General features: G+C 40.7%; 27 protein-coding genes. 23 read left to right on the forward strand and 4 right to left on the reverse strand.

Features of this window, described 5'->3' with window-relative positions:
* Positions 1-85: 85 nt before the first annotated feature.
* From cooS to FR7_RS01315, 5 genes are all read left to right on the forward strand, one after another.
* Entirely contained in the window at positions 86-2,047 is a 1,962-nt protein-coding gene (gene cooS, locus FR7_RS01295; RefSeq protein WP_007938034.1) for an anaerobic carbon-monoxide dehydrogenase catalytic subunit, read from the forward strand.
* Positions 2,044-2,856, forward strand: coding sequence for an ATP-binding protein (locus FR7_RS01300; protein WP_007951700.1), 813 nt, complete (start codon positions 2,044-2,046; stop codon positions 2,854-2,856). Before cooS ends, FR7_RS01300 begins: the two co-directional genes overlap by 4 nt.
* Before the next feature lie 262 nt (positions 2,857-3,118).
* Positions 3,119-4,072 (forward strand): ABC transporter substrate-binding protein, encoded by a 954-nt coding sequence (locus FR7_RS01305; RefSeq protein WP_007938039.1) that lies wholly within the window; start codon positions 3,119-3,121, stop codon positions 4,070-4,072.
* Entirely contained in the window at positions 4,072-4,824 is a 753-nt protein-coding gene (locus FR7_RS01310) for an ABC transporter ATP-binding protein (RefSeq protein ID WP_007938040.1), read from the forward strand. Before FR7_RS01305 ends, FR7_RS01310 begins: the two co-directional genes overlap by 1 nt.
* The gene (locus FR7_RS01315; RefSeq protein ID WP_007938041.1) at positions 4,821-5,567 is read left to right on the forward strand and encodes an ABC transporter permease; all 747 of its coding nucleotides are present in this window, start codon (positions 4,821-4,823) and stop codon (positions 5,565-5,567) included. The genes FR7_RS01310 and FR7_RS01315 overlap by 4 nt, the downstream gene beginning before the upstream one ends.
* A 222-nt stretch (positions 5,568-5,789) precedes the next feature.
* Here the strand turns inward: FR7_RS01315 and FR7_RS01320 are convergent, their stop codons facing one another.
* Together FR7_RS01320 and FR7_RS01325 are read right to left on the reverse strand one after the other, a co-directional pair.
* Positions 5,790-6,710 (reverse strand): response regulator, encoded by a 921-nt coding sequence (locus tag FR7_RS01320; RefSeq protein ID WP_007951702.1) that lies wholly within the window; start codon positions 6,708-6,710, stop codon positions 5,790-5,792.
* Between the two features lie 4 nt (positions 6,711-6,714).
* Positions 6,715-8,007: an ATP-binding protein gene (locus tag FR7_RS01325; RefSeq protein WP_007951703.1), complete on the reverse strand. Its 1,293-nt coding sequence runs from the start codon at positions 8,005-8,007 to the stop codon at positions 6,715-6,717.
* Between the two features lie 221 nt (positions 8,008-8,228).
* On the opposite strand from FR7_RS01325, the gene FR7_RS01330 reads away from it, so the two are divergent.
* The 8 genes from FR7_RS01330 to FR7_RS01360 all read left to right on the forward strand — a co-directional run bounded on the left by FR7_RS01330 (position 8,229) and on the right by FR7_RS01360 (position 14,551).
* Positions 8,229-9,494, forward strand: a complete 1,266-nt coding sequence (locus tag FR7_RS01330; RefSeq protein ID WP_007951704.1) for a cation:dicarboxylate symporter family transporter — start codon at positions 8,229-8,231, stop codon at positions 9,492-9,494.
* Positions 9,495-9,657: 163 nt separating this feature from the next.
* Entirely contained in the window at positions 9,658-10,218 is a 561-nt protein-coding gene (locus FR7_RS01335) for a hypothetical protein (RefSeq protein WP_007951705.1), read from the forward strand.
* 50 nt (positions 10,219-10,268) lie between these two features.
* Positions 10,269-10,763, forward strand: a complete 495-nt coding sequence (locus tag FR7_RS01340; RefSeq protein ID WP_007951706.1) for a hypothetical protein — start codon at positions 10,269-10,271, stop codon at positions 10,761-10,763.
* A 317-nt stretch (positions 10,764-11,080) separates the two neighbouring features.
* Complete coding sequence (locus FR7_RS01345; RefSeq protein ID WP_007951708.1) at positions 11,081-12,079, forward strand: NADH:flavin oxidoreductase; 999 nt, start codon at positions 11,081-11,083, stop codon at positions 12,077-12,079.
* Between the two features lie 320 nt (positions 12,080-12,399).
* Positions 12,400-12,561: a hypothetical protein gene (locus tag FR7_RS23750; RefSeq protein ID WP_007938049.1), complete on the forward strand. Its 162-nt coding sequence runs from the start codon at positions 12,400-12,402 to the stop codon at positions 12,559-12,561.
* Between the two features lie 38 nt (positions 12,562-12,599).
* Positions 12,600-13,730 (forward strand): sodium ion-translocating decarboxylase subunit beta, encoded by a 1,131-nt coding sequence (locus tag FR7_RS01350; protein WP_007938051.1) that lies wholly within the window; start codon positions 12,600-12,602, stop codon positions 13,728-13,730.
* A 128-nt stretch (positions 13,731-13,858) separates the two neighbouring features.
* Positions 13,859-14,143 (forward strand): hypothetical protein, encoded by a 285-nt coding sequence (locus FR7_RS01355; protein WP_007938054.1) that lies wholly within the window; start codon positions 13,859-13,861, stop codon positions 14,141-14,143.
* A gap of 45 nt (positions 14,144-14,188) precedes the next feature.
* Positions 14,189-14,551, forward strand: coding sequence for an acyl-CoA carboxylase biotin carboxyl carrier protein subunit (locus FR7_RS01360; protein ID WP_007938056.1), 363 nt, complete (start codon positions 14,189-14,191; stop codon positions 14,549-14,551).
* Between the two features lie 240 nt (positions 14,552-14,791).
* On the opposite strand, the gene FR7_RS01365 is transcribed toward FR7_RS01360, so the two are convergent.
* Positions 14,792-15,211: a thioesterase family protein gene (locus FR7_RS01365; protein WP_007938059.1), complete on the reverse strand. Its 420-nt coding sequence runs from the start codon at positions 15,209-15,211 to the stop codon at positions 14,792-14,794.
* A 431-nt stretch (positions 15,212-15,642) separates the two neighbouring features.
* Here FR7_RS01365 and FR7_RS01370 point away from each other — a divergent pair, with 431 nt between their 5' ends.
* The 7 genes from FR7_RS01370 to FR7_RS01400 all read left to right on the forward strand — a co-directional run bounded on the left by FR7_RS01370 (position 15,643) and on the right by FR7_RS01400 (position 19,738).
* Positions 15,643-15,942: a LysO family transporter gene (locus FR7_RS01370; protein WP_007938061.1), complete on the forward strand. Its 300-nt coding sequence runs from the start codon at positions 15,643-15,645 to the stop codon at positions 15,940-15,942.
* Positions 15,939-16,544 carry a LysO family transporter gene (locus FR7_RS01375; RefSeq protein ID WP_007938063.1) on the forward strand — a complete coding sequence of 202 codons (606 nt, stop codon included), beginning with the start codon at positions 15,939-15,941 and terminating at the stop codon, positions 16,542-16,544. The genes FR7_RS01370 and FR7_RS01375 overlap by 4 nt, the downstream gene beginning before the upstream one ends.
* A gap of 233 nt (positions 16,545-16,777) precedes the next feature.
* Positions 16,778-17,311 (forward strand): RNA polymerase sigma factor, encoded by a 534-nt coding sequence (locus FR7_RS01380; RefSeq protein ID WP_007938065.1) that lies wholly within the window; start codon positions 16,778-16,780, stop codon positions 17,309-17,311.
* 12 nt (positions 17,312-17,323) lie between these two features.
* Positions 17,324-17,707, forward strand: coding sequence for a hypothetical protein (locus tag FR7_RS01385; protein ID WP_007938068.1), 384 nt, complete (start codon positions 17,324-17,326; stop codon positions 17,705-17,707).
* Positions 17,708-17,716: 9 nt separating this feature from the next.
* Positions 17,717-18,097 carry an HsmA family protein gene (locus tag FR7_RS01390; RefSeq protein WP_007938071.1) on the forward strand — a complete coding sequence of 127 codons (381 nt, stop codon included), beginning with the start codon at positions 17,717-17,719 and terminating at the stop codon, positions 18,095-18,097.
* A 50-nt stretch (positions 18,098-18,147) separates the two neighbouring features.
* Complete coding sequence (locus FR7_RS01395) at positions 18,148-18,339, forward strand: hypothetical protein (RefSeq protein WP_007942515.1); 192 nt, start codon at positions 18,148-18,150, stop codon at positions 18,337-18,339.
* A 274-nt stretch (positions 18,340-18,613) separates the two neighbouring features.
* Entirely contained in the window at positions 18,614-19,738 is a 1,125-nt protein-coding gene (locus tag FR7_RS01400) for a DUF362 domain-containing protein (RefSeq protein ID WP_007938074.1), read from the forward strand.
* 118 nt (positions 19,739-19,856) lie between these two features.
* Here FR7_RS01400 and FR7_RS01405 read toward each other — a convergent pair whose 3' ends face one another.
* Positions 19,857-20,474 (reverse strand): outer membrane beta-barrel protein, encoded by a 618-nt coding sequence (locus FR7_RS01405; RefSeq protein ID WP_007938076.1) that lies wholly within the window; start codon positions 20,472-20,474, stop codon positions 19,857-19,859.
* Between the two features lie 248 nt (positions 20,475-20,722).
* Here FR7_RS01405 and FR7_RS01410 point away from each other — a divergent pair, with 248 nt between their 5' ends.
* The 3 genes from FR7_RS01410 to FR7_RS01420 are packed head-to-tail and all read left to right on the forward strand — an operon-like array spanning position 20,723 to position 26,341.
* Positions 20,723-22,012, forward strand: coding sequence for a TolC family protein (locus FR7_RS01410; protein ID WP_007938077.1), 1,290 nt, complete (start codon positions 20,723-20,725; stop codon positions 22,010-22,012).
* A 32-nt stretch (positions 22,013-22,044) separates the two neighbouring features.
* Complete coding sequence (locus FR7_RS01415; RefSeq protein ID WP_007938079.1) at positions 22,045-23,214, forward strand: efflux RND transporter periplasmic adaptor subunit; 1,170 nt, start codon at positions 22,045-22,047, stop codon at positions 23,212-23,214.
* Positions 23,215-23,227: 13 nt separating this feature from the next.
* The gene (locus FR7_RS01420; RefSeq protein ID WP_007938081.1) at positions 23,228-26,341 is read left to right on the forward strand and encodes an efflux RND transporter permease subunit; all 3,114 of its coding nucleotides are present in this window, start codon (positions 23,228-23,230) and stop codon (positions 26,339-26,341) included.
* Positions 26,342-26,397: the final 56 nt, after the last annotated feature.

The following is a 26,397-nucleotide window of genomic DNA, read 5'->3' on the forward strand; positions in this document are numbered from 1 at the left end:
GACTAAAGAACCGGGTGGATGTTTTTCTCCAGCTGGTCTAAAGTTGAACTCATTTTAGGATCAATTTTGAGGGGGAGGATTTACAATGCCTAAGGCTCAGGATCACAATCATACGCAGAGGATCTCTTTGGATCATGACTTTGAAGTTCTTTACGAGAAGGCTTGTGAAGCAGGTATTGAGACAGCATTTTCTCGGGCAAAACAAACCCCTGTTCCTTGTCCTTTTGGCTCTGCAGGAGTTTGCTGTAGACACTGTTTGGAAGGTCCATGCCGTATTGGATTCAATGGCAAAGGGCCCCAGGAAGGCATATGTGGAGCGAATGGAGATACGATTGTTGCTCGCAACTTATTAACGATGATGATCGAAGGTGCGGCAGGACACGCAGAGCATGGCAGAGAGACGGCGTTGGCCTTATTAGAAGCTTCAGAAGGAAACTCCGATTATCAGATTAAAGGTGTAGAAAAGCTATATCAGGTAGCTGCTGGTCTGGGAATTGAAACGAACGGCAAAGCAGTGGAGGATATTGGAAAGCAAGTGGCTCTCAAGGCATTAGAAGACTTTCAGAAACAAGCAGGGGCGATGAATTGGCTAACGCTTCACGCTCAGCAGCAATCAATCGATAAGTGGGATGAGCTTGGCATAACCCCTGTTAACGTTCATTTAGAGATTTCCAAAGCTGTTACCCGAACATCAATGGGATGTGATGCTGATCCGGTAAACCTTCTTTTGGGCTGTTTGACCATGGGATTGGTAGATGGTTTTGGCGGTCTGCATTTGTCTTCGGATTTACAAGACATTTTGTTTGGTGTACCTAAATTGGTCAAATCCAATTTTAGACTCGGTGTAATAAAAAAAGAAATGGTTAATATTGCAGTACATGGTCATGTGCCTTTATTGTCGGAGAAAATCGTAGAATGGTCTCGGAAATTATCGGAAGAAGCAAAAGCTGCTGGAGCCGCAGGCATTAATGTTGTGGGGATTTGCTGTTCGGGCAATGAAGTGCTCATGCGTCATGGCATACCTGCAGCTTCCAGTTTTTCATCTCAGGAACTGGTCATTGTAACGGGGATGCTCGAAGCAATGGTCGTAGACGTGCAGTGCATTATGCCTGGCATTCAAAAAGTAGCGGAATGTTATCACACCGAGATTATTACAACTCTGCCTTATGTTAATATTGCAGGATCTACCCATGTTGATTTCCACACGGATAAGGCGGATAAAGCGGCTCAGGATATCGTTCGCAAAGCAATTGCCAACTTTCCCAAGAGAGAGCATCAGAAAATTACCAGCTTTACAGGGACTGTAGAAGCATATGCAGGCTTTTCCAATGAACAAATCATAGAAGCGCTAAGTGCGTTAAATAAAGAAGATCCCCTTAAGCCCTTGCTTGATGCAATAGCAAGCGGAGCAATCCGGGGTGTTGCGGCCATCGTTGGCTGTACAAATGTCCGTGAATTTCAAGACTGGGGAAATGTTACTGTTGCCAAAGAGCTGCTCAAGAATAATGTTCTGGTCGTTGCTACAGGTTGTTCGGCTCATTCTTTAGCAAAACATAACTTGATGAACATGCAAGGCCTGGAATACTGCGGTGAATCCTTGCGGGGTGTCTTAAAGGCGATTGGGCAAGCTGTTGGTCTTGAATCTCTGCCGCCGACTCTTCATATGGGAAGCTGTGTTGATAATTCCCGTCCTGCCGATCTGTTGACGGCTGTGGCAAATCGATTAGGCGTGGAAGTGAAGGATTTGCCTGCTGTTGGATCTTGTCCGGAAACCCATAGCCCGAAAGCATTGGTCATTGGAACATACTTTTTAGCCAATGGGGTGGATGTTCACGTTGGTGTGAATCCTCAAGTATCTGGTTCCCAGTTTGTCACAGATGTACTATGCAATGGTGCGAAAGATGACGGTTTGAATTTAGAAAAGCTTTTTGGCGGTAAATTGATCTATGAAAAAGATCCGGTGAAGGCAGCAGCTATTTTGCTAAGACGAATTGAAGAAAAGCGCCTGGCACTGGGTCTCAGTTCAAAATTGGAGTCAGGAATATGAAAGAAAAAGGGATAAAAATTGCCATATCCGGTAAGGGCGGTGTGGGTAAAACAACGCTGGCATCACTGCTGTGCCATAGTTTATCCCAACGGAAAAACAAGGTGCTTGCCGTTGATGCAGATCCTGATGCCAATCTTGGTATGGCGCTGGGATTCAGCTCAGGGCTTCTTGCTCAGGCAACAACCATTGCCCAGGATGAGAAGCTGATTGAAGAACGTACTGGAGCAGTTCCGGGAGAATTTGGAGGCTGGTTTGCACTAAACCCTCTTGTGGAAGATATACCGGAGAAATATGTAGTAAAACAAGGGAATATCAGTCTATTGCAGATGGGGGCTAAATCCACAGGTGGTGCAGGATGCGCATGTCCCCAAAGTATATTGCTGAAATCTCTCTTAAACCATTTGGTAGTAGAGCGGGATGAAGCAGTTATCGTTGATATGGAAGCAGGTTTAGAGCATTTAGGGCGGGGTACTGCCGAAGGTGTAGATGCCTTTATTATCGTAGTGGAGCCTGGGCAGCGCAGCTTTGCTACCGCACGTGCTGTTGCCAAAATGGCCAGAGATTTAAATGTTCAAAATGTATATGTAGTTGTGAGTAAGCTTCACGGAGTCAATCCATCCTCTATTAAAGATGAACTGCAGGATTTAAACGTAATTGGTTTTCTGCCCTATAAAGTAGAGGCGGTTTACGCCGATCTGCAAGGAAAGACGATCTTTGATTTGTGTCCCGACCTGGTAGAAGAAGCCGCTGCTATTCTAGATCGAATTGATAAAGAACTGGCAGAGGCTAATGAAAACAGCCAAGTGTAAATAAGTAAATAGGAAGAAGCCAGGAGTATCAATTGACCATACTCCTGGCTTCTTCCTATCTACAGTATAGAATTTATGAAATAACCCCTTTGTGTCCTTCGCGTCTTCGCGGTTAAAAATCGTTTTATTTTACCCTATCTCTCTTTTCTCTGTGTTCTCTGCGCCTCTGTGGTTCGGTTCTGTTTATATGTTTTAAAAGATAACTATTCTATGTTATTATGGATGAAGAAGAATTATTATATGAAAAATGGAGGATTATGAAGTGAAAAAAATCATTGTATTCCTACTCATATGTGCTATGACGGTTGTTCTCGGAGCTTGCGCTAACAGTAAAAAAGAAGGCGCTGATTCGAAGTCGGGACAACTGCAGAATATTACCATTGGACTTATGCCTGACGTGGATTCCATTCCCTTCATCATTGCCCAGGAAAAAGGGTATTTTAAAGAAGAAGGCGTAACGGTAATACTCAAACCATTTCGAAGCGCTGTAGACCGGGATAGTGCCCTGCAAAGCGGCAATTTGGATGGAGCGATTTCGGATATGCTGGCAGAAGCCTTTGCTAAGGAAGGTGGATTTGATACCGTGATTACCTCTTTGACAAGCGGCAGTTATAAGCTGGTCATTAACAAAGATGAAAAGATTACATCCATTAAAGAGCTGAAAGGCAAGGATGTTGCTATATCAAAAAATACAATTATTGAATATGTAACAGACAAGATTATGGCAGAAGGGGGACTCACTCCAGAGGACATTCATAAAGTTGTGATTCCTCAAATTCCCACAAGGCTGGAAATGCTGCAAAGCGGCAAGGTGGCTGCTGCCACTCTGCCCGAGCCCATGGCAAGTATTGCTGTGCGCAATGGCGGCAAGTTGCTTAATAGTTCAGATCAACTGGGTATCAATCCTGGAGTTCTGATTTTTACTACTAAGGCAGTGAATGAAAAAGATAAGGAACTTCAAGGGATGTATCGAGCCTACAATAAAGCCATAGAGTATCTATCAAAGGAGCCTATGGACAATTACATTGACCTGTTAATTGAAAAAGGCGGTTTTCCTGAAAGTGTGAAAGGTGCTCTGGTCCTGCCTCAATATAAGAAAGCCATGGCACCAGGGGCAGCCGATGTTGAAGATTGTGTGACATGGCTTAAAGCCAGACAACTGATTCAAAAGGTCTATCCCTACAAAGAATTGGTTGATGATCGGTTTGTAAGGTAATGATTCAAATTAAGAACTTAAACGTTACCTATGAAGCCATGGGAGAGGGATACGCTGCTCTTGAAAATATTAATCTGGAGATTGGAGCAGGAGAGACCTGCGCTATTATTGGACCATCCGGCTGCGGCAAGTCCACGCTTTTAAAAGTATTGGCAGGAATTATCAAAAAATATGAAGGCGTAGTAGAAATAAATGGACAGCCTATTACGCCGATGAAGCAGAAAATTGGCTTTATTCCCCAAAACTATGGACTGCTGCCTTGGAAGAATGTATATGAAAATATCCGTTTGAGTGCCAAAATTAAAAATAAAAAAGATAGCGATCATTCTAAAGAATTAGATTTTTTTATTCAGCAGTTAGGACTGGCAGGCTTGGAAGGCAGGTATCCTGGAGAATTAAGTGGAGGGCAGCAGCAGCGGGTTGCTTTGGCTCGCTCCTTTTTGCTAAAGCCGGATTTGCTATTAATGGATGAGCCCTTTTCTGCTTTAGATGCGATGACGCGAGAAGAAATACAAAATGTTTTCCTGGATGTTTGGCGCAAATATTCCGTTTCCACCATTCTTGTCACTCACTATGTAGAAGAAGCCTTGTATTTAGGACAAAAGATTGTAATTTTATCTGGTATTCCCGGTACGATCAGTAAAATAATTGATAATCCTCTCTTCGGCATAGACGATATTCGAAACCATCAGGATTTTTTCCAACTCAGCCTTGCACTGCGAAAAATGATAAAAGAGGATTGGTCAAAATGATAGAACAGCGAAGGGGAGTTTGGTATCTTTATGGCATACTGATTTTTTTCACGTTATGGTATATGGCTGCCAGCTTAGTAAATCTGCCAATTATCCCAACGCCTTGGATTGTGATGAAGAATTTGCTGGGGATTTTTGTTCCCAAAATTCTGATTCACGGTTCCTATAGTTTATGGCGTATTGTGGCGGGCGTTATTTTAGCTGTGATTGTCGGGGTTCCTGCAGGTCTATGCATGGGGTATTTTCCAAAATGGGACAGAGCCTTATCACCCATTGTCTATTTAACCTATCCCATACCTAAAATTGCCTTATTACCGATTATGATGCTGTTGTTGGGATTAGGAGAAGTATCAAAAATCCTTATGATTTTTTTAATCATTATTTTTCAGGTCATTATAGCCGTACGGGATGGAGTCAAAAGTATACCCAAGGAAACTTATTATCCTCTATATTCATTAGGGGCTACATTTGCTAATATTTTCCGGGAAATTCTTATACCTGCTTCCATGCCTAAATTTTTGACATCCATACGAGTGGCTATGGCAACGGCAATTTCCGTGCTATTTTTTACAGAAACATTTGGCACTGAGTATGGGATGGGATATTTCATCATGGATGCCTGGATGCGGGTAAATTATTTGGAAATGTATTCAGGTATCGTGGTGCTAAGCTGCATGGGGCTGGTTTTATTCGGTGTGATTGATTATTTGGATCGAAAAATATGCCACTGGCAGTATAAATAAAGCAGAATGTAGCGTACATTGTAAAGTCCCAGCAATATTTTCTTGTAGAAGAGAATATCGCTGGGACTTTATTGTGGTGTATTCTGGAAAATAACCATATATAGCCGTAGCCAGGCAAAGGATAAGCATAACTATAAGCGTAGGTTAAGTACAAGGTTGGAGCGTTAGTTATGCTTATCCTTTGCCGTTCTAAATAAGGAGGCAAGTATGCAGCTACTGCTGTCAGAGCCTTTTTTTTGATTCCAGATACAAAACTTTTATAAATTTTTTAATATTGATATGAGAATTGGAGATGGAAGGTTTTATATTATTTTGTAAGTTGAGCATCATTTTTCGGACTTCAACAAAATCATAGAACTTTGGTGCATATTCTTCAAATTTTGGATTGGCGTAATCCGTAACGCCGATGGAAGACAGATGATGCAGTCCTTGAAAGATAGCGCGGCGCACTCGCTGCTCTAATGCTTTTGTTTCTTTTTTTATATCATTCGGGTCAGACAAGCCCAGCTTCTTCATTGCTACATTCATAAAGATATCTTTTAAAGAAGGAAATTCCTGCTCTAATGATTGATGATTCTCATAGCTTTTTAGATAGTCCAGCATGCCTAACAAATCGTTGCAGCCATTTTCTCCGAGCATTCCCAATTCAGCTAGCAGGTTTTGTCCCGATGCTACAATGGAATGTTTACTTACTGCAGCAGTTCCAGATGCAGGAGGATTTTTTTCTGTATTGAGCACATTCAGGTTTTTTTCAATATTATGGATCACATTCTGCAGCCTTACATGTTCCATTACATTTTGAATAATGCCGATAACTTCCAGGCGATTAATCGGTTTGGTAATGTAATAGTTTACTCCTAGTAAATAGGCATTGCCGATCATTTCTTTATTATCTACTTGGGAGAGCATGATAATTTTTCCGCCAAATCCGGGTTTTATTGCACGAACCGTTTCAATTCCATCTCGCACGGGCATGAGTAGATCAATCATGAGAATATCAACAGCTTTCACGTTTAACAGATGATCATCAATGGCAGCGCCATTTTCCGCTTCTCCTACTACAATTCCGAGGTCATAATCTTCAATGATTTCTGACAACATAGAACGGATTGCCTCATCATCATCAACAATAAAAAAACGCATGATATTATCCTTCCCTTATTAAATGTTGTGGTGGTAACGTTATGGTGAAAATGGTTTCATTGCCAGGGGAATTTTCTTCGAGTGTAAGACTGCCCTTTAGACTATTGGCTAAATCTTTACTATATGGCAGGCCCATACCTGTAGACGGATTGCCTGATTCATCAAACTTAGTAGTGTAGCCAGGTTTGAAAATCAGATTTCTTTTTTTGAGTGGAATTCCTGGCCCTGTGTCGGCTACCTGAAAAGCGATGAATTGTTCCTTGCGATAAAACAAGATTCTGATACAGCCAGAATCTTGAATGGATTCTACGGCATTGGATACCAGATTATTAACGAGAGATAAAACGGTATACACGTGCAATGGTGGCAGAGTTTTTTCAACCTGCAGGTCAAAGGCTATATTCTTGCCCAAGGAGCGGGCATATTTTTGATGGGATTGTACGATAATTTCTGCTAGTTCCGAGGCAGTCATATAGTCATGCAATTCACCGTCTGAGATTAACTGGGTAAGACTGGCATAGATTCTTTGGTTATCTTTTTTTATTTCATGTACTTGCCCGGCTATTTCCAGTATGTTCTGCGCAAGCTGGTTTTTAGTAAGCAAAAAATGATCATCATTTACATCTTTATATAATTTATAACAGTCTCGCGTAATATTTTCTGCATTTTGCAGAGACTTTGTAAGTTGAATGGCTTCTTCATATAAACCGGAAATTAATAGTAATATATGCTTGTTCTGTTCTTTTTGCTGTTCAGCGGCAAATTCCGCGTGGCGTAAGTTTGTGATAAAAAAGAAGCTAAGAACAAAAAAGCTGCGTATAACGGCAGCAATTAACAGCTTACTAATAATCGAAAATGTAAGTATAAAGGCTGCACTGGAATAGGTAAGGGGGAGTAAGAGTTCTATCATACTAGCGGTAATTTCTGCTAGTATGGACAACATTCCAATACGTAAGGGGCTGCTATATAAATCATTGGCTTTTGCTAAATAAAAGATCCCTGCATAAATCACATAATAAAGAAATGCTGGCAGGTGAAGCAAAAAACTAGAAGTCCAAGAACCATCTCCGGTGCTCCAGTCTAAGAGCATGCGAAAGACTAAAACGGACAAACCTGCAAGTAAGCCTGGCAGCATAAATGAGGTGCTGCGCAGCCATAATAGAAAAAATAAAAATGCTGGTGAGCCAAAACTAACACGGAAAGAGTGAAATTCCCCTTCAAAAGGATAAAATTTTAATTCGCCGGCTAAGGGAACAATGAACATCATTAGTAAAATCGCAATATAGTGTTTCTTCATTTTCGGGTACACTTCCTTGAAGAGAATCTTGGCAGTGCTGTTGGTGCTCTTTACAGAATAACAGAAAATATAACTGTCTTCCAGGCATTCTTTTTAAAGTTTTCAGTAGCTTTCTAGTATTATGTTGGATTTTATAGGCTGCATGATACAGTAAAATCAGAAAATTGTATTACGTTAGACTTTTCCATCATACCAGAGAAAATAGAAAGGAAGATGAAAAAATGAAGAAAATAAAATTTGGATTAGGCTCACAGATTCTGGTTGGCCTTATATTAGGTGTTGCAGTCGGCGCTGCTTACTATGGTGATCCAACGATTGAAGGGTATCTCAAACCCTTAGGCGACATGTTTATCCGGTTGATTAAAATGATTGTGGTACCCATCGTGGTTTCCTCCCTGATTGTTGGAATTGCGGGTGTTGGTGATGCCAAGAAGCTTGGGAAAATAGGCGGTAAAACTATTCTTTTTTTCGAAATTGTCACAACGATAGCCATTGTTATGGGACTTATCATTGCCAACGTAGTGAAACCCGGAATTGGCATTGAAAACAGCGGCACTCTTGCTAAAACGAATATTGCCAATTATGTGAATACTGCGGAAAATATGAGTCAGCATAGTTTTGCCGATACCTTTGTTAATATTGTTCCTACGAATGTGTTTGATGTACTGGCTAAGGGTGATTTACTGGCGATTATATTTTTCTCCGTTATGTTTGGTTTAGGAGTAGCAGCGATTGGAGAAAAAGGAAAACCTGTTCTTAAGCTTTGCGAAGGAATTGCAGAAACCATGTTTTGGGTGACGAACCAAATCATGAAATTTGCACCCTTTGGTGTATTTGCTTTAATTGGCTCAACCGTTGCTAAATTTGGTCTTCAATCTTTGATTCCTCTGGGGAAACTGGTTATTACAGTTTATGGAGCGATGTTTGTATTTGTATTCGTGGTACTGGGCGGGATTGCCAAACTTTATGGTCTGAGCATCATGAATTTTATTAAGGTACTGAAGGATGAATTAATTCTTGCTTACACAACAGCAAGTTCAGAAGCTGTTCTGCCTAATATTATGTTGAAAATGGAAAAAATGGGCTGTCCCAAGTCGATTACAACGTTTGTAATTCCTACAGGTTATTCATTTAATCTAACTGGTTCGACCCTTTATCAGGCAGTTGCTGCTATTTTCTTAGCCCAATTATATGGTATTGATTTGTCCATTCGCAGTCAAATTGACTTGATGCTGGTACTTATGCTTACCTCTAAAGGCATAGCAGGTGTGCCGGGCGCATCCTTTGTTGTATTATTAGCAACCCTTGGTACCGTAGGAATTCCAGCAGAAGGATTGGCCTTTATTGCAGGGGTTGATCGCTTTATGGACATGGCAAGAACGGTTGTCAATGTTATTGGAAATGCATTAGCTGCGGTAGTAATTTCTAAATTGGAACATCAATACGATACTAAAAAAGAAGAAGAAATACTTCGTAAAATTGCATAGGATTGTTATTGTGCTTTTATAAAAAATAGTCTGAGACTTTGAAAATAAGGTTTCAGGCTATTTTTATTTATAATGATAATAAAATAGAAATTTAAAAGGGAATTACAAAGTTTATCGATTATAATGACTTAATAATTATAAATATGGGAGAAGTGATATTCGCATGGTTATCATAAAATGCCTATTGATATCCCAAAAAAAGAAATGGATAAATAACAATATATCAATACTGCTGATAACGGTGTTTTTGCTGACGGGCATAATGGCGCCTACTCATGCACAAAGCAACCTGATGGCGATTACTACCAGGGAACCTGGAACTGTTTATTTGGATAATACAAGAATCACCAAATATGTTAACAGTGGAATCATGGATGGCTGGGTAAAAAAAGTAGTTACGGACAAAGAAAGAAAAGCAAAGCTGCAAAGTATCAAAAAGGCTAAAAAGGCATCGAAGAAGGAAAAGGCAAAGGCCAAGGCCAAGGAAATAAAGGAACTCTATAAAAAGATGTCTTATCAATACATACATATTCAATTTGATTCTAAAAATTTTAGATACAAAGCTCTAGAATCCTATTACTATGATAAAGATTCCCAGCTTATTTCTAGAGATACAAACTCATCTGACTGGGTTGCAGTTCCTGTTGATTCAACAGAAGCACAAATTATGAAAAATATGACAGACTATATTCAAAATAATATTGAATATGTCACGATGAAGTAAAGCTAAAGAGTAGTGAGGTAAAGGCAGTAGATAGTTGGGAGGGAATTTAGTTGAAAAAAAAAATAATAACTTTTATATCTTTCCTTTTACTCAACATGAATAGTGTATCTGCCACGCCGATCAATGATCTGGAAAGAGAAGATACGGCTGTTGGTGTCATTAGCGGCAGCAAGAATAGTATGTACTATATGGAAATGCAAACTACGGATAATCTGATTCTTGGTATTTCTTACCGTGACTTAAGAGATGACAAGAGTGCAACGGATTATTATGCCCAGATTAGAACGGATAATGAAACATTGAGAGTGATCGTTGGAAATCGAATTTCTGACTCTCATTCCAAAGGATATTTGGGTGGAGCCGTACAGAGGGAATTAGCTGATGATCTAGAAGGCTACGCTTCTTTAATTGCTGGAAATGGACTACAAGAACTGCAGCTGGGTGCTAACTATCGATTGACGGATACCAGTGATCTAAATATCAATTTGTCCACTCTTTCTGGTAATAAATCCAGTATTGGCATAGGTGTTAGTTGTAAATTTTAATCCAGACTCCTAGTCGTTATTAACTCCCACTGACAGCAGGTGGGAGTTTTTATTATGGGATATTTTAACTTCGTGTCCTTCGTATTCTTCGCGTCTTCGCGGTTCAAAAGATTTTATTTTTTAGAAGCGAAACGTTTTTCTTATGGGAATGTGAGATAGAATATCCTAAATCGATAATCAATACTCGGTATATATATGGTTACTATGATACTAATAAGTTGGTACTTGTCAAAGAGTATTCTATTACTTATCATTATAGTAGCAGATACTGGGAATAATGAAATTAGAAAACCATATTTCATAAGGGGGATTTATCGATGTCCTATTTACTTAAACCTTTACAGGCAGGATCGCTGGCATTGGCGAATCGCTTAGTAATGCCTCCTATGGCTACGGCAAAAGCTGGAGCTGATGGGAGCGTAAGTCAGGATGTATTAGACTACTATGCAGAAAAAACGGAGGGCGGTTACTTACCCCTAGTTATTATTGAGCATAGTTTTATTCATCTAACAGGAAAGGCTAGTGAACGCCAACTGTCCATTGCTGATGACAAGGCCATTCCAGGATATAAGAAATTAGCAGATGCCATTCATCGTAATGGCGCAAAAGGAATCGTACAAATCAATCATGCAGGCAGTGCTGCTGATCAGGAGGTAACGGGAAAGGCTCCAGTAGGACCGTCAGCGATAGCCAATCCGCGGAAAGGAACGATCATACCTCATGAACTGACTGCACAGGAGATTCGCGAGCTTGCAGCTGACTTTCAACATGCTGCCCGTCGGGTCAAAGAAGCTGGATTTGATGGTGTAGAAATTCACTCTGCTCATGGATATCTTCTGAATCAATTTTTTTCTCCCTTGACGAACCAACGTAAGGATGAATATGGTGGAACAGTACTAAAGCGCATTCGTATTCATCTGGAGGTTATTGCTGCAGTTCGGGAAGTTGTAGGAAAGGACTATCCAATTTTATTGCGCTTAGGGGCATCCGACTTTACTGCTGGAGGAAGCACTATTGAAGACAGTATTGCCGCAGTACAGGAATTTGAAAAGGCGGGTGTAGATATTCTTGATATTTCCGGCGGATTTTGCGGGTATACTATACCAGATGGCAGCAACGAGCAAGGATATTTTTCTCCATTGACAGCCGCAATCAAAAAAGTTGTATCCATACCAGTTATCCTTACCGGGGGGATTACTCAGGCACAAGCTGCAGAGGAGCTGCTGGCTGAAGGAAAAGCCGATTTGATTGGCGTGGGCCGGGCCGTACTGAAAGATTCCAATTGGGCACAGCAGGCTGTAAATAGCCTTTTATAAATACATCCAAGATCATAAAAGAAGATCCTGCATCCTTGCAGGGTCTCTTTTTAGTTAGAAAGTATAATTTTCATTGATGGAAAAAGATGAGATTTTATGAATCACTAAGGCACAATGCCGCTGATGCGGCACACAAAGGAGAGCACAAAAAAATATAAATAAAGCCCATTGTATCCTTTGCGCCTTTGTGGTTCGGTCCGTTTTATATGTTCTAAAAGCTATATTTAATATTCATATTTTCTTACGAATGGTAGTACTATTAATAAGCGACTGTCATAAGGACAACGGCATTTGCTTAGAAAAGAAAGGAGTGAGGACAAATGACAGTACCCGATACAATGGAGGGTGCCTATATCTTAAGTGTGATTGATTTTCTCTTAAGTTTTGTAATTATCTGGGGTATGAGTCTGGTATTATATATTTTCCCGTATTTAAATAAACTGGGACACCTGGATGATAGTAAATTAAGGGGCGGGCATTAGAACGAAATTCGGTTGAAGATATATTAGGGGGAACATACATGTTTCAGCAAATCCTATCTCTCATGGGAAATCTTGCAGAACAGACTGGACTGGCCCAAATTTGGTGGGGCAATATTTTCATGATCTTTGTAGGCGCAATACTTGTCTATTTAGCACTTTATCGAAAATATGAGCCATTTTTGTTACTGGGAATTGGATTTTCGTGCATTGTTGCCAACGTCCCAGGATCGGATCTTACCCAGCCTGGAGGATTGTTTTATTATGCGTATCAGGGGGTAGAACTGGTCATTATACCCCCTCTTATTTTTTTAGGCGTAGGTGCGATGACTGATTTTGGCCCCATGATTGCAAATCCTAGTTTAATGATTCTTGGCGCAGCCGCTCATTTAGGAATTTTTATTGCTCTGATTGGTGCAAAAGCACTTGGCTTCACATTAGCTGAAGCTGGTGCAATCGGCATTATTGGTGGCGCTGACGGTCCTATGGCGATCTTTGTTACTATGAAGCTTGCGCCCCATCTGCTGCCGCAAATTGCTGTGGCTGCCTATTCCTATATGGCTTTGATGCCCCTTATTCAGCCGCCTATCATGAAATTGCTGACTTCCCCGGCAGAACGGCAGATTGTTATGGTGCAGAGCCGCAAAGTGAGCCGCTTGGAGAAAATCTGTTTTCCTTTCGTTATGGCGATCATTGTGAATCTTTTGCTGCCGCCAGTTGCTCCATTGATCACGATGCTCATGTTGGGCAATATGCTGCGGGAAGTACTATTGGTTGACCGTTTGGCAAGTACGGCAGCCAATGATCTAATGAATGTAATTACCATTACGTTGACGGTAGCTGTCGGATCAACCATGGAGGCAGATAAGTTCTTGAATATAAAAACGCTGCAGATTATTGTTCTTGGATTAATTGCCTTTATCGGAGGGACTGCCTCAGGGGTAATTGGTGCGAAAATTATGAATTGGTTCAGCGGTGGGAAGATCAATCCACTGATCGGCTCTGCGGGCATTGCTTCTGTACCCATTGCAGCCCGGGTTTCTCACGTGGTAGGGTTACAAGAAAATCCTTACAATTTTTTAATCATGCATGCGATGGGGCCCAATCTTGCAGGTGTTTTTGGTACCGCGATATCTGGCGGTATCATGCTAGCGCTTATTGGCGTTAAATAAGAAGCTTTCTAAAATAAAAGGCAGGTGGAAATCATAAATACAACAGCATTTGTTTTGGCATTGGTGGTAACTTTAGGCTATTATTTCTTTTCTGCATATAGAGAAAAAAGATAAAGGGAGCGGTATAGATGATGTGGCTGGTATTAGCCATTTTTGTAATCTGTGTGATCGTAGTATTGCGGAAAAATAGGTCACAGAAAGAAATTGTCATGCAGCCCAATCATGGGCATCATGGAATTCTAGCAGCGTCTGCTAGTACTGAGGCAGATGTGGAAGATGAGTATATCATTGCCGCCATTACAGCAGCCATTCATGAATTTACTGGCTCAGGAGAATTTGAAGTGGTGAGGATTAGGCCGACTGCACAAAATTGGATACTAACGGGTCGGCAGAATCTACTTGCAAATCGCTAAGGTATAGAAAAAGGGACACCAACCCATAAATATTGGAGGCGGATTATGACGAACTATACGATAGTGGTAAATGGAAGATCCTATGATGTTACTGTACAGAAAAAAAAGACGTCTGCTGACGAACTCGTGAGTACTGGTAAAACGGCTGCTCCTATCCCAGCAGCCCAGCCAGCTTTGCCAGCTGGTGATGAAGGCGAAAAGATTACAGCGCCAATGCCAGGTAAGATCATTGAAATACATGTACGTCTGGGAGAACGTGTTAAGAAAGGGCAAGCCTTATTAATTATGGAAGCAATGAAAATGCATAATCCAATTCTTGCAGCGAATGATGGTACGATTAGTAAGTTATTTGTCAAAGTGAATGATTCAGTGCAAAGTGGCCAGCCCTTACTATCCATTGGAACGTAATAGCAAAAACCGCTCCGAGGCATTAGCTAAAGAGCGGTTTTTTTATAAAGTTTTGTAAGTGCAAAAACATAAAAAAATTATGAACCACAAAGGCACAATGTCGCTGCTGCGGCACACAAAGGAGAGCACAAAAAATATAAATATCCCCCTTTGTGTCCTTTGTGCCTTTGTGGTTCAATTCGTTTATATGTTTAAAAGACTCGAAGCGTTTTTCTTAATCTTTGGTACCCGTTTATCCTGTTAGGACAATCGATTATTGATACGCTGGTCTGCTTTTTCAAAAAGACGCTTGCGATTGACGACAGCCCGCTGGTGCCGCCCACGGCCAACTTCGCCATAATCATCAGAGGCTACGATATCAAATATCAGATTTTCGCCGTTAATTTCAACGAGGGTAGATTTTACCCGCAGAGTCATACCCATGCAGGTGGGGGCATCGTGAGTAAACTCAAATGAGGTTCCTACCGTTGTAAAGCCTTCTGGGAGACGATTTTCTACTGTTGCAATTGATGCATCAATCATTAAAGAAACAAATGCAGGAGTGGCAATCAAGGTCCCTAGTGAGCCTCTGCCATAACGTGTGGCAGTATCAGACTCATCCACTAATTTCTGAACCGTATTATTCATACCCGGCAGTAAGGTACTTCTCAAGTCAAACATATGGATAGCCTCCCTTTTATATATGATAGAGAAAGAACTATAAATCTATTATATAGCAAAACACATTAATATTCCAATATATGTAAGATGTATACATCAAGAAGTAAAAACAAAAAATTCCAATAGAGTATACACTAGCTTAATAATAAGAGGAAATATAGAGAATTATGGAAGGAATGCAGGGATTAACGTGGAATAGAAACAGCTGTTGATATTAAGCTTTCTCATGATGAAATTAAAAAACTGGACCAAGCAAGTGACTATTAGGAAAAGAATGATATAATAACAGCATGATCACAAAAGAAGCTACTTATATTTAAAAAACATAAGTAGTTTTTTGCTGCTATATAAAAATACGTCCAAGAATATAGGCCATTTTGCTATTATTTGAAATAATAATATAAATAAAAAGGATAAGGTGAGGGGATGAAGTGGAAATTGTAATCATCAGCTTACTGGCAGGTTGTTTATTGGGGGCTAGTAATATCATTTCTGAAAAATGGATTGGGCATTTGGATCAAATCGTAATGGCAATTGTTTTTGTTTTATTAATTGCTGTTGGTATTGGAATTGGCAGCAATCGAGAGCTCATTGGAAACTTAACGCTGTTAGGCTACAAAGCAATGGTGATCGCAGGTTTAAGTACGATTGGCAGTGTGCTGGCATTATGGTTTGCCGTTCTAAAAGTAGATTTTTTTCAACATCACAAGAAAGAGGAAGGGCAAGTATGAAAATGATTAGCTGTATTGTGGCAGCAGTTTTGGCAGGCATTGCTCTTGGATGGATGCTGCCTTCTTTGATGAACCCCGAGGTGTTGGATCAGGTAATCACCTATGTATTGGCGGTTATGCTATTTGGTGTAGGGATCAGCATAGGATATAATCGCCGGGAGTTGGTAAAAATAAAAGCAGTTGGCTGGCGTATTGTAATAGTACCAGCAGCGATTGCGGGAGGAAGTCTTTTGGGAGCTTCGATTGCCAGCATGTTTTTAAATATGTCCTTAAAAGAAGTGTTGGTTGTTGGGGCGGGATTTGGCTGGTATAGTTTATCCAGTGTGCTCATTACGCAGCTTTATAGTGCGGAGTTAGGGGCTATCGCATTTTTGGCCAATGTTTTTCGTGAATTAATGGCATTTGTCTTAATTCCCTTTTTGGCCATTCATATTGGTAAGATTGTAGCGATCGCTCCCGGCGGTGCGACAACCATGGATTCTACCTTGCCGATTATTGCCAAGATGACGGATACACCAACGGCAATGATTGCCTTTGTAAGCGGTTTAATATTAACAACAATGGTTCCATTTCTGATTCCCTTATTATTGGCGATTTATTAAAGTAAGTGTGTCTTTTTAAATAAAAAAGCTGGGGAAGCGCGGACCCAAAGATACCTAAAAATTGCTCTAGAGTGAGATGACTCTGGGGCTTTTTTTGTCTATTCATTAAATGAAAAAAGTCATGCAATAAATTGGCTGTTATTTCGTCATGTATAATAGTGGTACAATAGGAAAGAGGAGTAATGTTGTACGAATCATAGAATTCTGGCTAGGTTGGGGGGAATTCAAATGCTATGTATAAACAAGAGAATGATGTAGTCGAGATCATTGTTAAAGAGCAGAAGAATTTCTTGCAATATGTTCGACGCAGAATAAAAAATATTTCAGATATGGATGCAGAAGACATTGTAGCCGATGTAGTATTTAATGTATATAACAAAGTGGATATCCAACACCATATAGAAAATATTCTCGCATATATGTATCGTTCCATTAAGAACAAGATGATTGATTATCTTCGGCAGCCTTCTAAGCCAATTTCGCTGCATCAATCCGACGAAGCTTCGGGTAGAACTATATTAGAATGCATCGTAGATGCGAGTGCTGATATTGATACAAAGATGCAGCAAGAAGAATTGCAGAACCAATTGTATGGAGCACTTATGAAACTTGAGCCTAAGCAGCGTGCAGTGTGGATTGCCACTGAAATAGAAGGCTATACATTTAAAGAGCTGGCGGCTAAATGGGAAGAGCCCATTGGGACATTGTTGTCCCGAAAAAGCAGAGCAACCAAAATACTGCGAAAGTTACTCAAAGATAACGTATAAGGAGGAATCAATATGCAGGCGGATAATAATCCATGTATAGCAGGGGGGAAGCTGCTCGTAATTCATGTTTTCGCAGGTATCATCATGGCTTTTGCTTTTGGTCTTATTTTTGGCTATTTTGTCATGCTGCTATGGAATTTTCTAATGCCGGATATCTTCGGCTTAAAAGAAATTACCTTTTGGCAGGGCAGTGGTCTGGTAATCCTGTGCCGACTGCTTTTTGGCACCTGCGGCTATGGGAAACATGGAGACCATGCTAAAAAATATTATAAAATGCAAAAAAGAGAACATCATCAGCTGTGGTGGGAAAATGAAGGAAAGGAGGCTTTTGAAAAATACATAGAAAAAGAAAATACAGATGCAAACTGTGATGCAGCAAGAATCAAGAAAGAATGAGGCGTTAACATGTCATATGGGATATTATTCATAAACGGTGCCTTTGTATTATATACAGTTGGAGTTTGGAGTGAGAAGATACAAGGCAGATTAAAACGAGGACATTTAATCCTTTTCTGGTTAGGAATTGTATGTGATGTTCTAGGAACATCAGCCATGGGAGAAATCGCTAAAGGACATGTTGCTAGTATCATACCCATAACCAGCGGTTTTCACAGTTTAACCGGTATTATAGCTCTGCTGTTAATGCTATTGCATACATGCTGGGCAACGGTCATTATCGCAACTCATAAAGAAAGCTGGATTCAAAAGTTTCATCGATATAGCTTAATCGTCTGGTTGATTTGGCTGCTGCCTTTTATTAGTGGAGCAATGGTCCATTTTCTATAAATAAGCCAGCAGCCAAGATGGTATAGCAAAAAGGCTTTGGATTCATACTTTTGAACCATCCCATTGGAGAAAGATTGCAGGGCATATTACAAGAAAAATTTCCTGAAATTCTGGCAGGGGATGATATTAAATGGAACTTCACCAAATTCCTTATTGACCGCCAGGGCAATGTTGCAGGACGTTATGAACCGACAAAGGCGCCTTTGAGTATGGAAAAGGATATTGAGAGGTTATTAAAGTAGCGCAGAAGTCCATAGAACGAGTGATTGAACCGTAGAGCACAGAGAATTTTAGCCCGACCTATCTTTTCTCAGCGCTCTCTGTGCCTCTGTGGTTCAATTGCTTTATCGGTTTTCTTCGTAGTCTTCGCATTTTCGCGGTTCAAAATATTGTATTTTGCCTTCGTAATGATTGCTCTTGCAGGAAAATGTCTTTGAATGGTAAATAAAACATAAATAGCGGTTGTGGATTACTTTTCCAAGTGTCTATGATCATGAGAACAAGGAGGAAGATAGTATGGAAAAATCAAAGGTTTATTTTACAAATATGCGGGCAACTAGCAAGATGAATTTGCTGCAAAAGCTAGAGCGGTTAGTAAAGAAAGCTGGAATTGAGCAAATTGATTTTAAAGGGAAATTTAGTGCTATCAAAATACATTTTGGTGAACCTGGTAATCTTGCATATCTTAGACCGAATTACTCTAAAGTGATTGCAGATGTAATCAAAAGTTTAGGCGGCAGGGTATTTCTTACGGACTGTAATACCTTATACGTCGGAAGACGTAAAGATGCTCTTGAGCACTTGGATGCAGCATATGAAAATGGCTATAATCCCTTCACTACAGGCTGTCAAATCATTATAGGTGACGGTTTAAAAGGTACAGATGAGTCATATGTACCTGTGCCTGTTGGAGAATATGTGAAAGAAGCGAAAATTGGCCGTGCTGTAATGGATGCGGATATTATTATCAGCCTAAGTCACTTTAAGGGTCACGAGCTGACAGGGTTCGGCGGTGCGTTAAAGAATATCGGCATGGGCTGTGGTTCAAGGGCTGGCAAAATGGAAATGCACAGTGACGGTAAGCCAAACGTTCGTACAAAAAGTTGTGTAGGATGCGGCGCCTGTGTGAAGATTTGCGCTCATAGCGCCATAAGCCTTATCGACAAGAAGGCTCAAATTGACCATGCAAAATGTGTTGGCTGTGGAAGGTGTATCGGGGTTTGCCATTTTGATGCGATTGGCGCTGCCTGGGACGAATCCAATGACGTCCTTAATAAAAAAATGGCCGAATACACTTGGGCGGTTTTAAATGGCAGACCGCATTTTCATATCAGCTTAGTAATTGATGTATCACCAAATTGTGACTGCCATTCTGAAAATGATGTAGCCATCATTCCTGATATTGGTATGTTTGCATCCTTTGATCCCGTGGCCCTTGATATGGCCTGTGCTGATAAAGCAAATGCGGCGCCTGCCATCGCGGACAGCTATCTGGCAGAGCAGCTAAAGAATAAAAATGGCTCGTCGAATGACCATGATCATTTCCAAACGGCTCATCCTGAAACCAATTGGATGTCCTGTGTTGATCATGCCGAAAAAATAGGTATTGGTACCAAGCAGTATGAGCTTATAGAAGTTTAAAGATCAATAATGATGATCCTAGAGGCGCCTGCTCATGAAATGGATGAGCAGGCGTTTTGGCATGACTTAAAAAACTCCCTAAACATAATGATTTAGGGAGTTTTTTGCTATGTATGGATTACAGTTTAAAATGAACACCGCCAACAAAACCTTTTGAAATGACGTCATTTTTGGTATTATCTTCAAATGTTAAATCTTTATATTTAGTATCATGATAACCAAGGTTAAAGTCAGTATCCTTGGCGATCCGGTAGCTTATGCCAATTTCATAGCCTCCTAGGTGATTGCCTGTGCTAAGTACTCCGTAGACTTTCGTTTTTGGTGCAATTGGAACATTCGCAGCAATACCCACGACGAGTCCATCTTTTTGAGATCCGCCAACTGCCTCCGTTTGTGAAATACCTCCAAATACAGAAACATTGGCAATAGTGTCAAATATGTTACTGATTACATTTAGCTGCTGGGCTTTAATCTCATTGCTTCCATTAAGAGGCGACTTTGTTTTGAAATTATTATAGGTATATTGTCCGGCAAAACCAAATCCAACCCCTGCTGTTACGCTGTATCCTACATTGTATTTTCCGTCAGCTTTTCCACTGTCATTTGTCAGGTCCGGAGCACCTAAATTCATGTCAATTGAGATTTCCCCCAAAGAATAGTTTGGTACAGGGCTGGCCGAGCAAAGAGCGGAAGTGAAAATGAATAATAAAAAGACCACATAAATGATTTTTTTCATAGATAAAACCTCCCTATTGTTGTATAGAATGATCTTTTGCAAAAAAGAAATACAAAGCAATTTTATATGGATTATAACAAAAGATTATTTTATTTGTATTTGAAGACACGATATAAATCGTATCTAGCTGCTTTTTGTCGTTTTATAAAAAAAATAAGGATTGTGACAGAATCGACACATAAGTTACAACTAAATGTAATTTTAGGTTGGTATAATTTACAGATCTAAGATTCATTAGGAGGTAACGTATGAACATACAGCGATGTTTCACAGCATTAGTCCCCATCATCCTCATTCTGACTTTCAGTCAGGCTGCGTTTGCAAACCCCATAGAGCTGTCATTGGATGATAGCATAGCATTAGCTCTGCAGAATAATCATGATATAAAGTATGCACAGTCCTCGCGGGAAAAGTCGTATTGGGCTGTTAAAGAAGCTAAGAAGAATAAAGGCGTTTCTATTGACTATAGTCACATAAGTGAAAGGTACAAGACAGCACCCACAGTGTTAACACCGGCATACACCTACACTACTGAGTTTGATAATACCTTATCCCTTAGTCTGCCGATTTACTCGGGCAATGAATTAGAGAGTAAAATTGATCAGGCTAAACTGAGTCTTAAAGTAGCCGAAATGGAGATTGACTTGGCGAAACAGCAGCTTAAATTAGAAGTAGTTACAGACTACTTTACGGTATTGGAATATCGCAACGAAGTACAAGTTAATCAAGAAACAGTGAATAACTATGTAGACCATTTGAACTTAGTAAAAACAAAATATGAGTTAGGTCTTGTTGCTAAAACAGACGTTCTGTCAAGTCAAGTTGATTTGGCAAAGGCTCAAGATAGCCTGATTCAAGCTCAAAATAATTATAATAATGCAGTAGCTGCACTCAATAATGCAATTGGGTTATCCCATGATACAGATTTGAAATTAAAAGACAGCTTTACATATGAGAAATATTCACAAACCCTTGAGGAATGTATTGAATATGCAAAAAAACATCGATTGGAGCTGGCGCAATATGAAGCAAACATTGCCAGCGCTCAATATGATGTTAAAATTGCCAAAAGCGGCTATCTGCCCACTGTTGATCTGGCAGCTACAGAGAATTGGAATGATACGCATCTGCCTGGTGCTGAAAATAACAATTGGACGATAAAAATGACGGCATCCTTCAATGTATTTGATTCCGGATTAACCCATTCCAAAGTGCAGCAAGCACAGCATAATGTGGATATGGTGGAAGATAAGGCAAAGACAGAACGGGATTCTATTTTGCTAAGTGTTCGCCAGTATTATTTAAGCATGTATGAAGCAGAAAAGAGGATTGAGACAAATAAAGTATCCGTAGAGCAAGCCGAAGAAAGTCTTATGATCCAGAAAGTTCGTTATGATGTGGGAGTGGGTACCAATCTGGACCTTCTTGATGCAGTCTTATCGTTAGATTCCGCCAAGAAAGATCATATTCAGGCTTTGTATGACTACAATACCAATAAAGCAAAGTTAGAGCAGGCTATGGGAATGCCAGTGAAATAAATCACCAATGTTGTTATTAGGAGGAATCGTAAGTGAGCAGTAAATATTCAACTAGAACATATGCCGCGATCATGATTTCGGCAATCTTAGCAGGTGCTGTAATTGTACATTTTGGCTGGTTCTCAAAGACACAAACCACCCAAGCTCCACAAGCAGTAGAAGTAAAAGCAACGAAAGTAGTACAGCGTGATACTCCGATTCAGTATGAATTCGTGGGACAAGTAAAATCAAAAGATGAAATCAGAATTATGTCTAAAGTATCTGGCAACATTGTAGCTAAAATGGTCAATGGCGGAGATTTAGTTTATAAGGGGCAGCCATTGTTTCAGATTGATGACAAGCAGTATCGATCAGCCATAAATTCTGCTAGGGCAACCCTCAATAAATCGAAAGTGACCCTTCGCAATTCCCAAAAAGATGTGGAAAGATATCAGAAATTAGCAAGTGTAAATGGCATTGCCCAGCAAACAGTAGATGCCAACGTATCCCAAGCCGAAGAAGATGCTGCTACCGTTGACGTGAATCAGGCCAATTTGCAGCAGGCTGAACAGGATTCACAAGATACGTTGATCGTCTCACCAGTTGATGGACGAATTGATGTAAATGATGTAAGCAACGGGTATTATGTAGTGGCGGGATCCACTACTATGGCTACCGTATCATCAATGGATCCTATTTGGGTGCAATTTAGTATGAGTGAGAATGAATACTTAAACTTTGCTCAGCTAGGGAATGGTACGCTGCCAAGTAATTTTAAGGACAATCTCAAGCTGACGCTTAGTAATGGAGTAGAATATCCATTAATTGGTCGTATTGAGCAAATTGATAAAGGCGTAAGTGATACTACGGGAACCATTACACTAAAAGCAGCTTTTAGTAATCCGCAAAAACTTCTTTTGCCCGGAATGTTTGCCCGGATATCAGCCCAAGGAGATGTTCGCCAGGGAGCGTTGCTAATTCCCCAGCGGGCGGTAAAAGAATTGCTGGAAAATACATTTGTGACTGTAGTGACAAAAGACAACAAAGCCGAAAGCCGCAGCGTGAAGATGGGAAATAAGGTCGGCAACATGTGGATCGTAGAAGAAGGACTTACGGTTGATGATTGTATTGTTGTAGAAGGAATCGATAAGGTTAAACAAGGAACGACGTTAAAAGTAACCATGATAGAACCGGAGGATTTACAGACTCCGGCGAAGCAATAAGGGGGAGATTTCAATGGCTAAATTCTTTATTGATCGCCCTATTTTTGCGATTGTTTTATCAATCATCATAACAATAATAGGCGTAACCGCTGCCTTCAGCCTGCCTGTGGCGCAGTATCCGCAAATCTCGCCGCCGACAGTAAGCATTAGCACAAGCTATCAGGGGGCAAATGCAGATGTTGTAGATCAAACGGTAGCACAGGTAATTGAACAGCAAGTAAATGGCGTAGAAGGTATGTCTTCCATGGCTTCCACCAGTACAGATTCAGGTTCCTATTCCTTAACAGTTCAATTTGAATCTGGCAAAGACTCTGATACTGCAGCCGTGCAGACACAAAATCGTGTATCGGAAGCCAATGCATCATTACCAACTTCTGTTCAGACAACAGGCATTACAACTCGAAAAGCATCCCAAGATATGTCCATGATTTTTAATCTCTATTCTCCAGATGACACCTATGATGTGAATTTCTTAAAGAATTATGGAAGCATTTACTTCCTTGATGATATTAAACGAGTCAAAGGTGTCGGCGATGTATCGGCATTTGGTTCCGATTACAGTATGAGAATATGGCTGCAGCCTGAAAAAATGGCGGAGCTGGCGATATCTACAAGTGAAGTGACGTCGGCTATTGAAAAGCAAAATGTCCAGGCTGCTGCTGGTTCTCTTGGAAAAATGCCGGTTGCATCTGATCAGGAGTTCCAGTATACGGCCCGGGTAAAGGGACGTCTGAGTTCTGCTAAAGAGTTTGAAAATATTATTATTCGTTCCAATTCCGATGGCTCAGCGGTTTATATCAAGGATGTAGCCAGAGTCGAGTTCGGCAGCAAAGAGTATACCTATGACAGTTTGATTAACGGGCATCAAAGTGCCGGCTTTGCGATTCAGTTAACCAGCGATGCAAACGCCTTAGAGACAATCGGCAATGTAAAAAAAGTTCTGGAAGAAGCGTCAAAGAATTTCCCTGTGGGGCTGCAATACAAAATAGTCGTTGATAATACTAATTTTGTACGGCAATCAATGATAGAAGTTGGGAAAACCTTTGCCGAAGCACTGCTGCTGGTAGTCATTGTTGTATTCCTCTTTTTGCAGAGCTGGCGTGCCACATTGATTCCTACCTTGGCAATTCCCGTATCCTTGCTGGGAACATTCGGCGCTTTTAGTGCCTTAGGATTTACCATCAATACATTGACCTTATTCGCCATGGTGCTTGCCATTGGGCTTGTAGTCGATGATGCGATTGTTGTAATTGAGGCAGTTGAGCATCATATGCGTTATTCAGGACTGACTCCTTTAGAAGCTACGAAAAGGGCGATGAGCGAAGTTTCCGGACCGGTAGTTGCCATAGCCTTTGTCTTGGCATCTGTATTTATTCCAGTGGCTTTTTTTGGCGGAATGATGGGGATTTTATACAAACAGTTTGCTATAACCATTGCAGTATCCATGGCTCTATCTGCTGTTGTTGCGCTGTCCCTTACACCGGCACTTTGCGTACTGCTATTGAAACCATATGATCCCAATAGTCACAAGGGGGCTGTTGGCAGATTTTTTGATAAATTTAATGACTGCTTTGACAGGGCAATCGAAAAATATGGAGCAGGCTTAGCAAAAATCATTGGGAAGGCACGTTTGTGTATGGTTTTGCTGTTGATTGTATTTATTTTGATTGGCGTATTGTATAAGCTGGTTCCCACCTCTTTTGTGCCTGATGAAGATCAGGGATTCTATATGACTTCTCTTACTTTGCCAGAAGCATCGAGCTTAAATCGTACGATTAGTGCAATGAAAGGTTTAACCCAGACCGTGTCCTCTCAAGGAGGCGTTGTAAATGTGATGTCCTTATCGGGAATGGACATGCTAGGTGGAGGAACCAAGCCAAATGCAGGTGCAATGTTCATTTCATTGGCTCCGTGGGAAGAAAGGAAAGATGCGCAATTACAAGTGAAAGCAGAAATTGCACAAACCTTTATGAGCGGAGCTCAATTACCGGAAGGAACTGTAATTTCGTTTGCTCCTCCTGCCCTTCCAGGACTTGGGATGGTGGGCGGATATAGTTTCATGCTGGAAGATCGAAGCGGCGGTTCACTGGATGATTTAGACAGCATATCCCAGAAATTTGTTGCTGCGGCACAGCAACGTCCTGAAATCGGGTCAATTGCGTCGAATTTCAAAGCTAATACACCGGGATATGAATTTGAAGTAGACCGGGCGAAAGCTGAGAAAATGGGTGTAGATGTTGACGATGTATTTACGACATTACAGATATTCCTTGGTGGATCCCAGGTAAATGATTTTAATAAATTTGGACGTACTTACAAAGTCACCGTACAGGCAGACGCCGCATTTCGCAGTGATGAAAATGCCATGCGATATCTGTTTGTAAAAAGTTCAAATGACACAATGGTACCCTTAAATACCTTGGTAAAACCCAAGAAAGTAAGTGCTCCTTCGGTCATTACAAGATACAACGGTGTTAAGTCTGTTAAAATCAGCGGCAGCCAGGCGGCAGGATACAGTTCCGGTCAGGCAATGACAGCTTTAGAAGAAGTAGCGGCAGAAGTATTACCTGACGGCTATACCTATGAATGGTCAGGTCAAAGCCGGGAAGAAAAGCTTTCCGGTGATCGGGCTCCTATCGTATTTGGCATGGCAATGGTATTTGCATTTCTGTGTTTAGCGGCACTTTACGAAAGCTGGAGTGTTCCCTTTGCAGTGCTGCTTACCGTTCCTGTAGGAATCTTTGGCGCGTTTTTATTCCAGTATGCGCGTAATTTAGAAAATAGTGTGTATATGCAGATCGGCCTGGTGATGCTCATTGGCTTGGCTGCAAAGAATGCAATATTAATTGTTGAATTTGCTAAAGTCAGGGTTGATAAAGGCATGGACCCCGTACAGGCTGCCATAGAATCAGCCAAGATCCGTCTGCGTCCGATTCTGATGACATCCTTGGCATTTATTATTGGCTGCTTTCCCTTAGCAATTGCCACGGGAGCCGGGGCTGGTGCCAGAAATTCTATGGGGACGGCAGTGGTTGGTGGAATGTTTACCGCTACGACTCTTGGGATCTTTTTAATTCCTGTTCTTTTTGTAGTGATAGAAAAAATTGCAATGAGGAAGAAGGCATAAAACCAGGAAAAATGATGGCTCGTGTAGAATAAGTAAAGTATGCCATAAGGGCAATT

The sequence above is a fragment of the Pelosinus fermentans DSM 17108 genome (genome assembly GCF_000271485.2).
In the GTDB taxonomy this organism is placed as follows: domain Bacteria; phylum Bacillota; class Negativicutes; order DSM-13327; family DSM-13327; genus Pelosinus; species Pelosinus fermentans.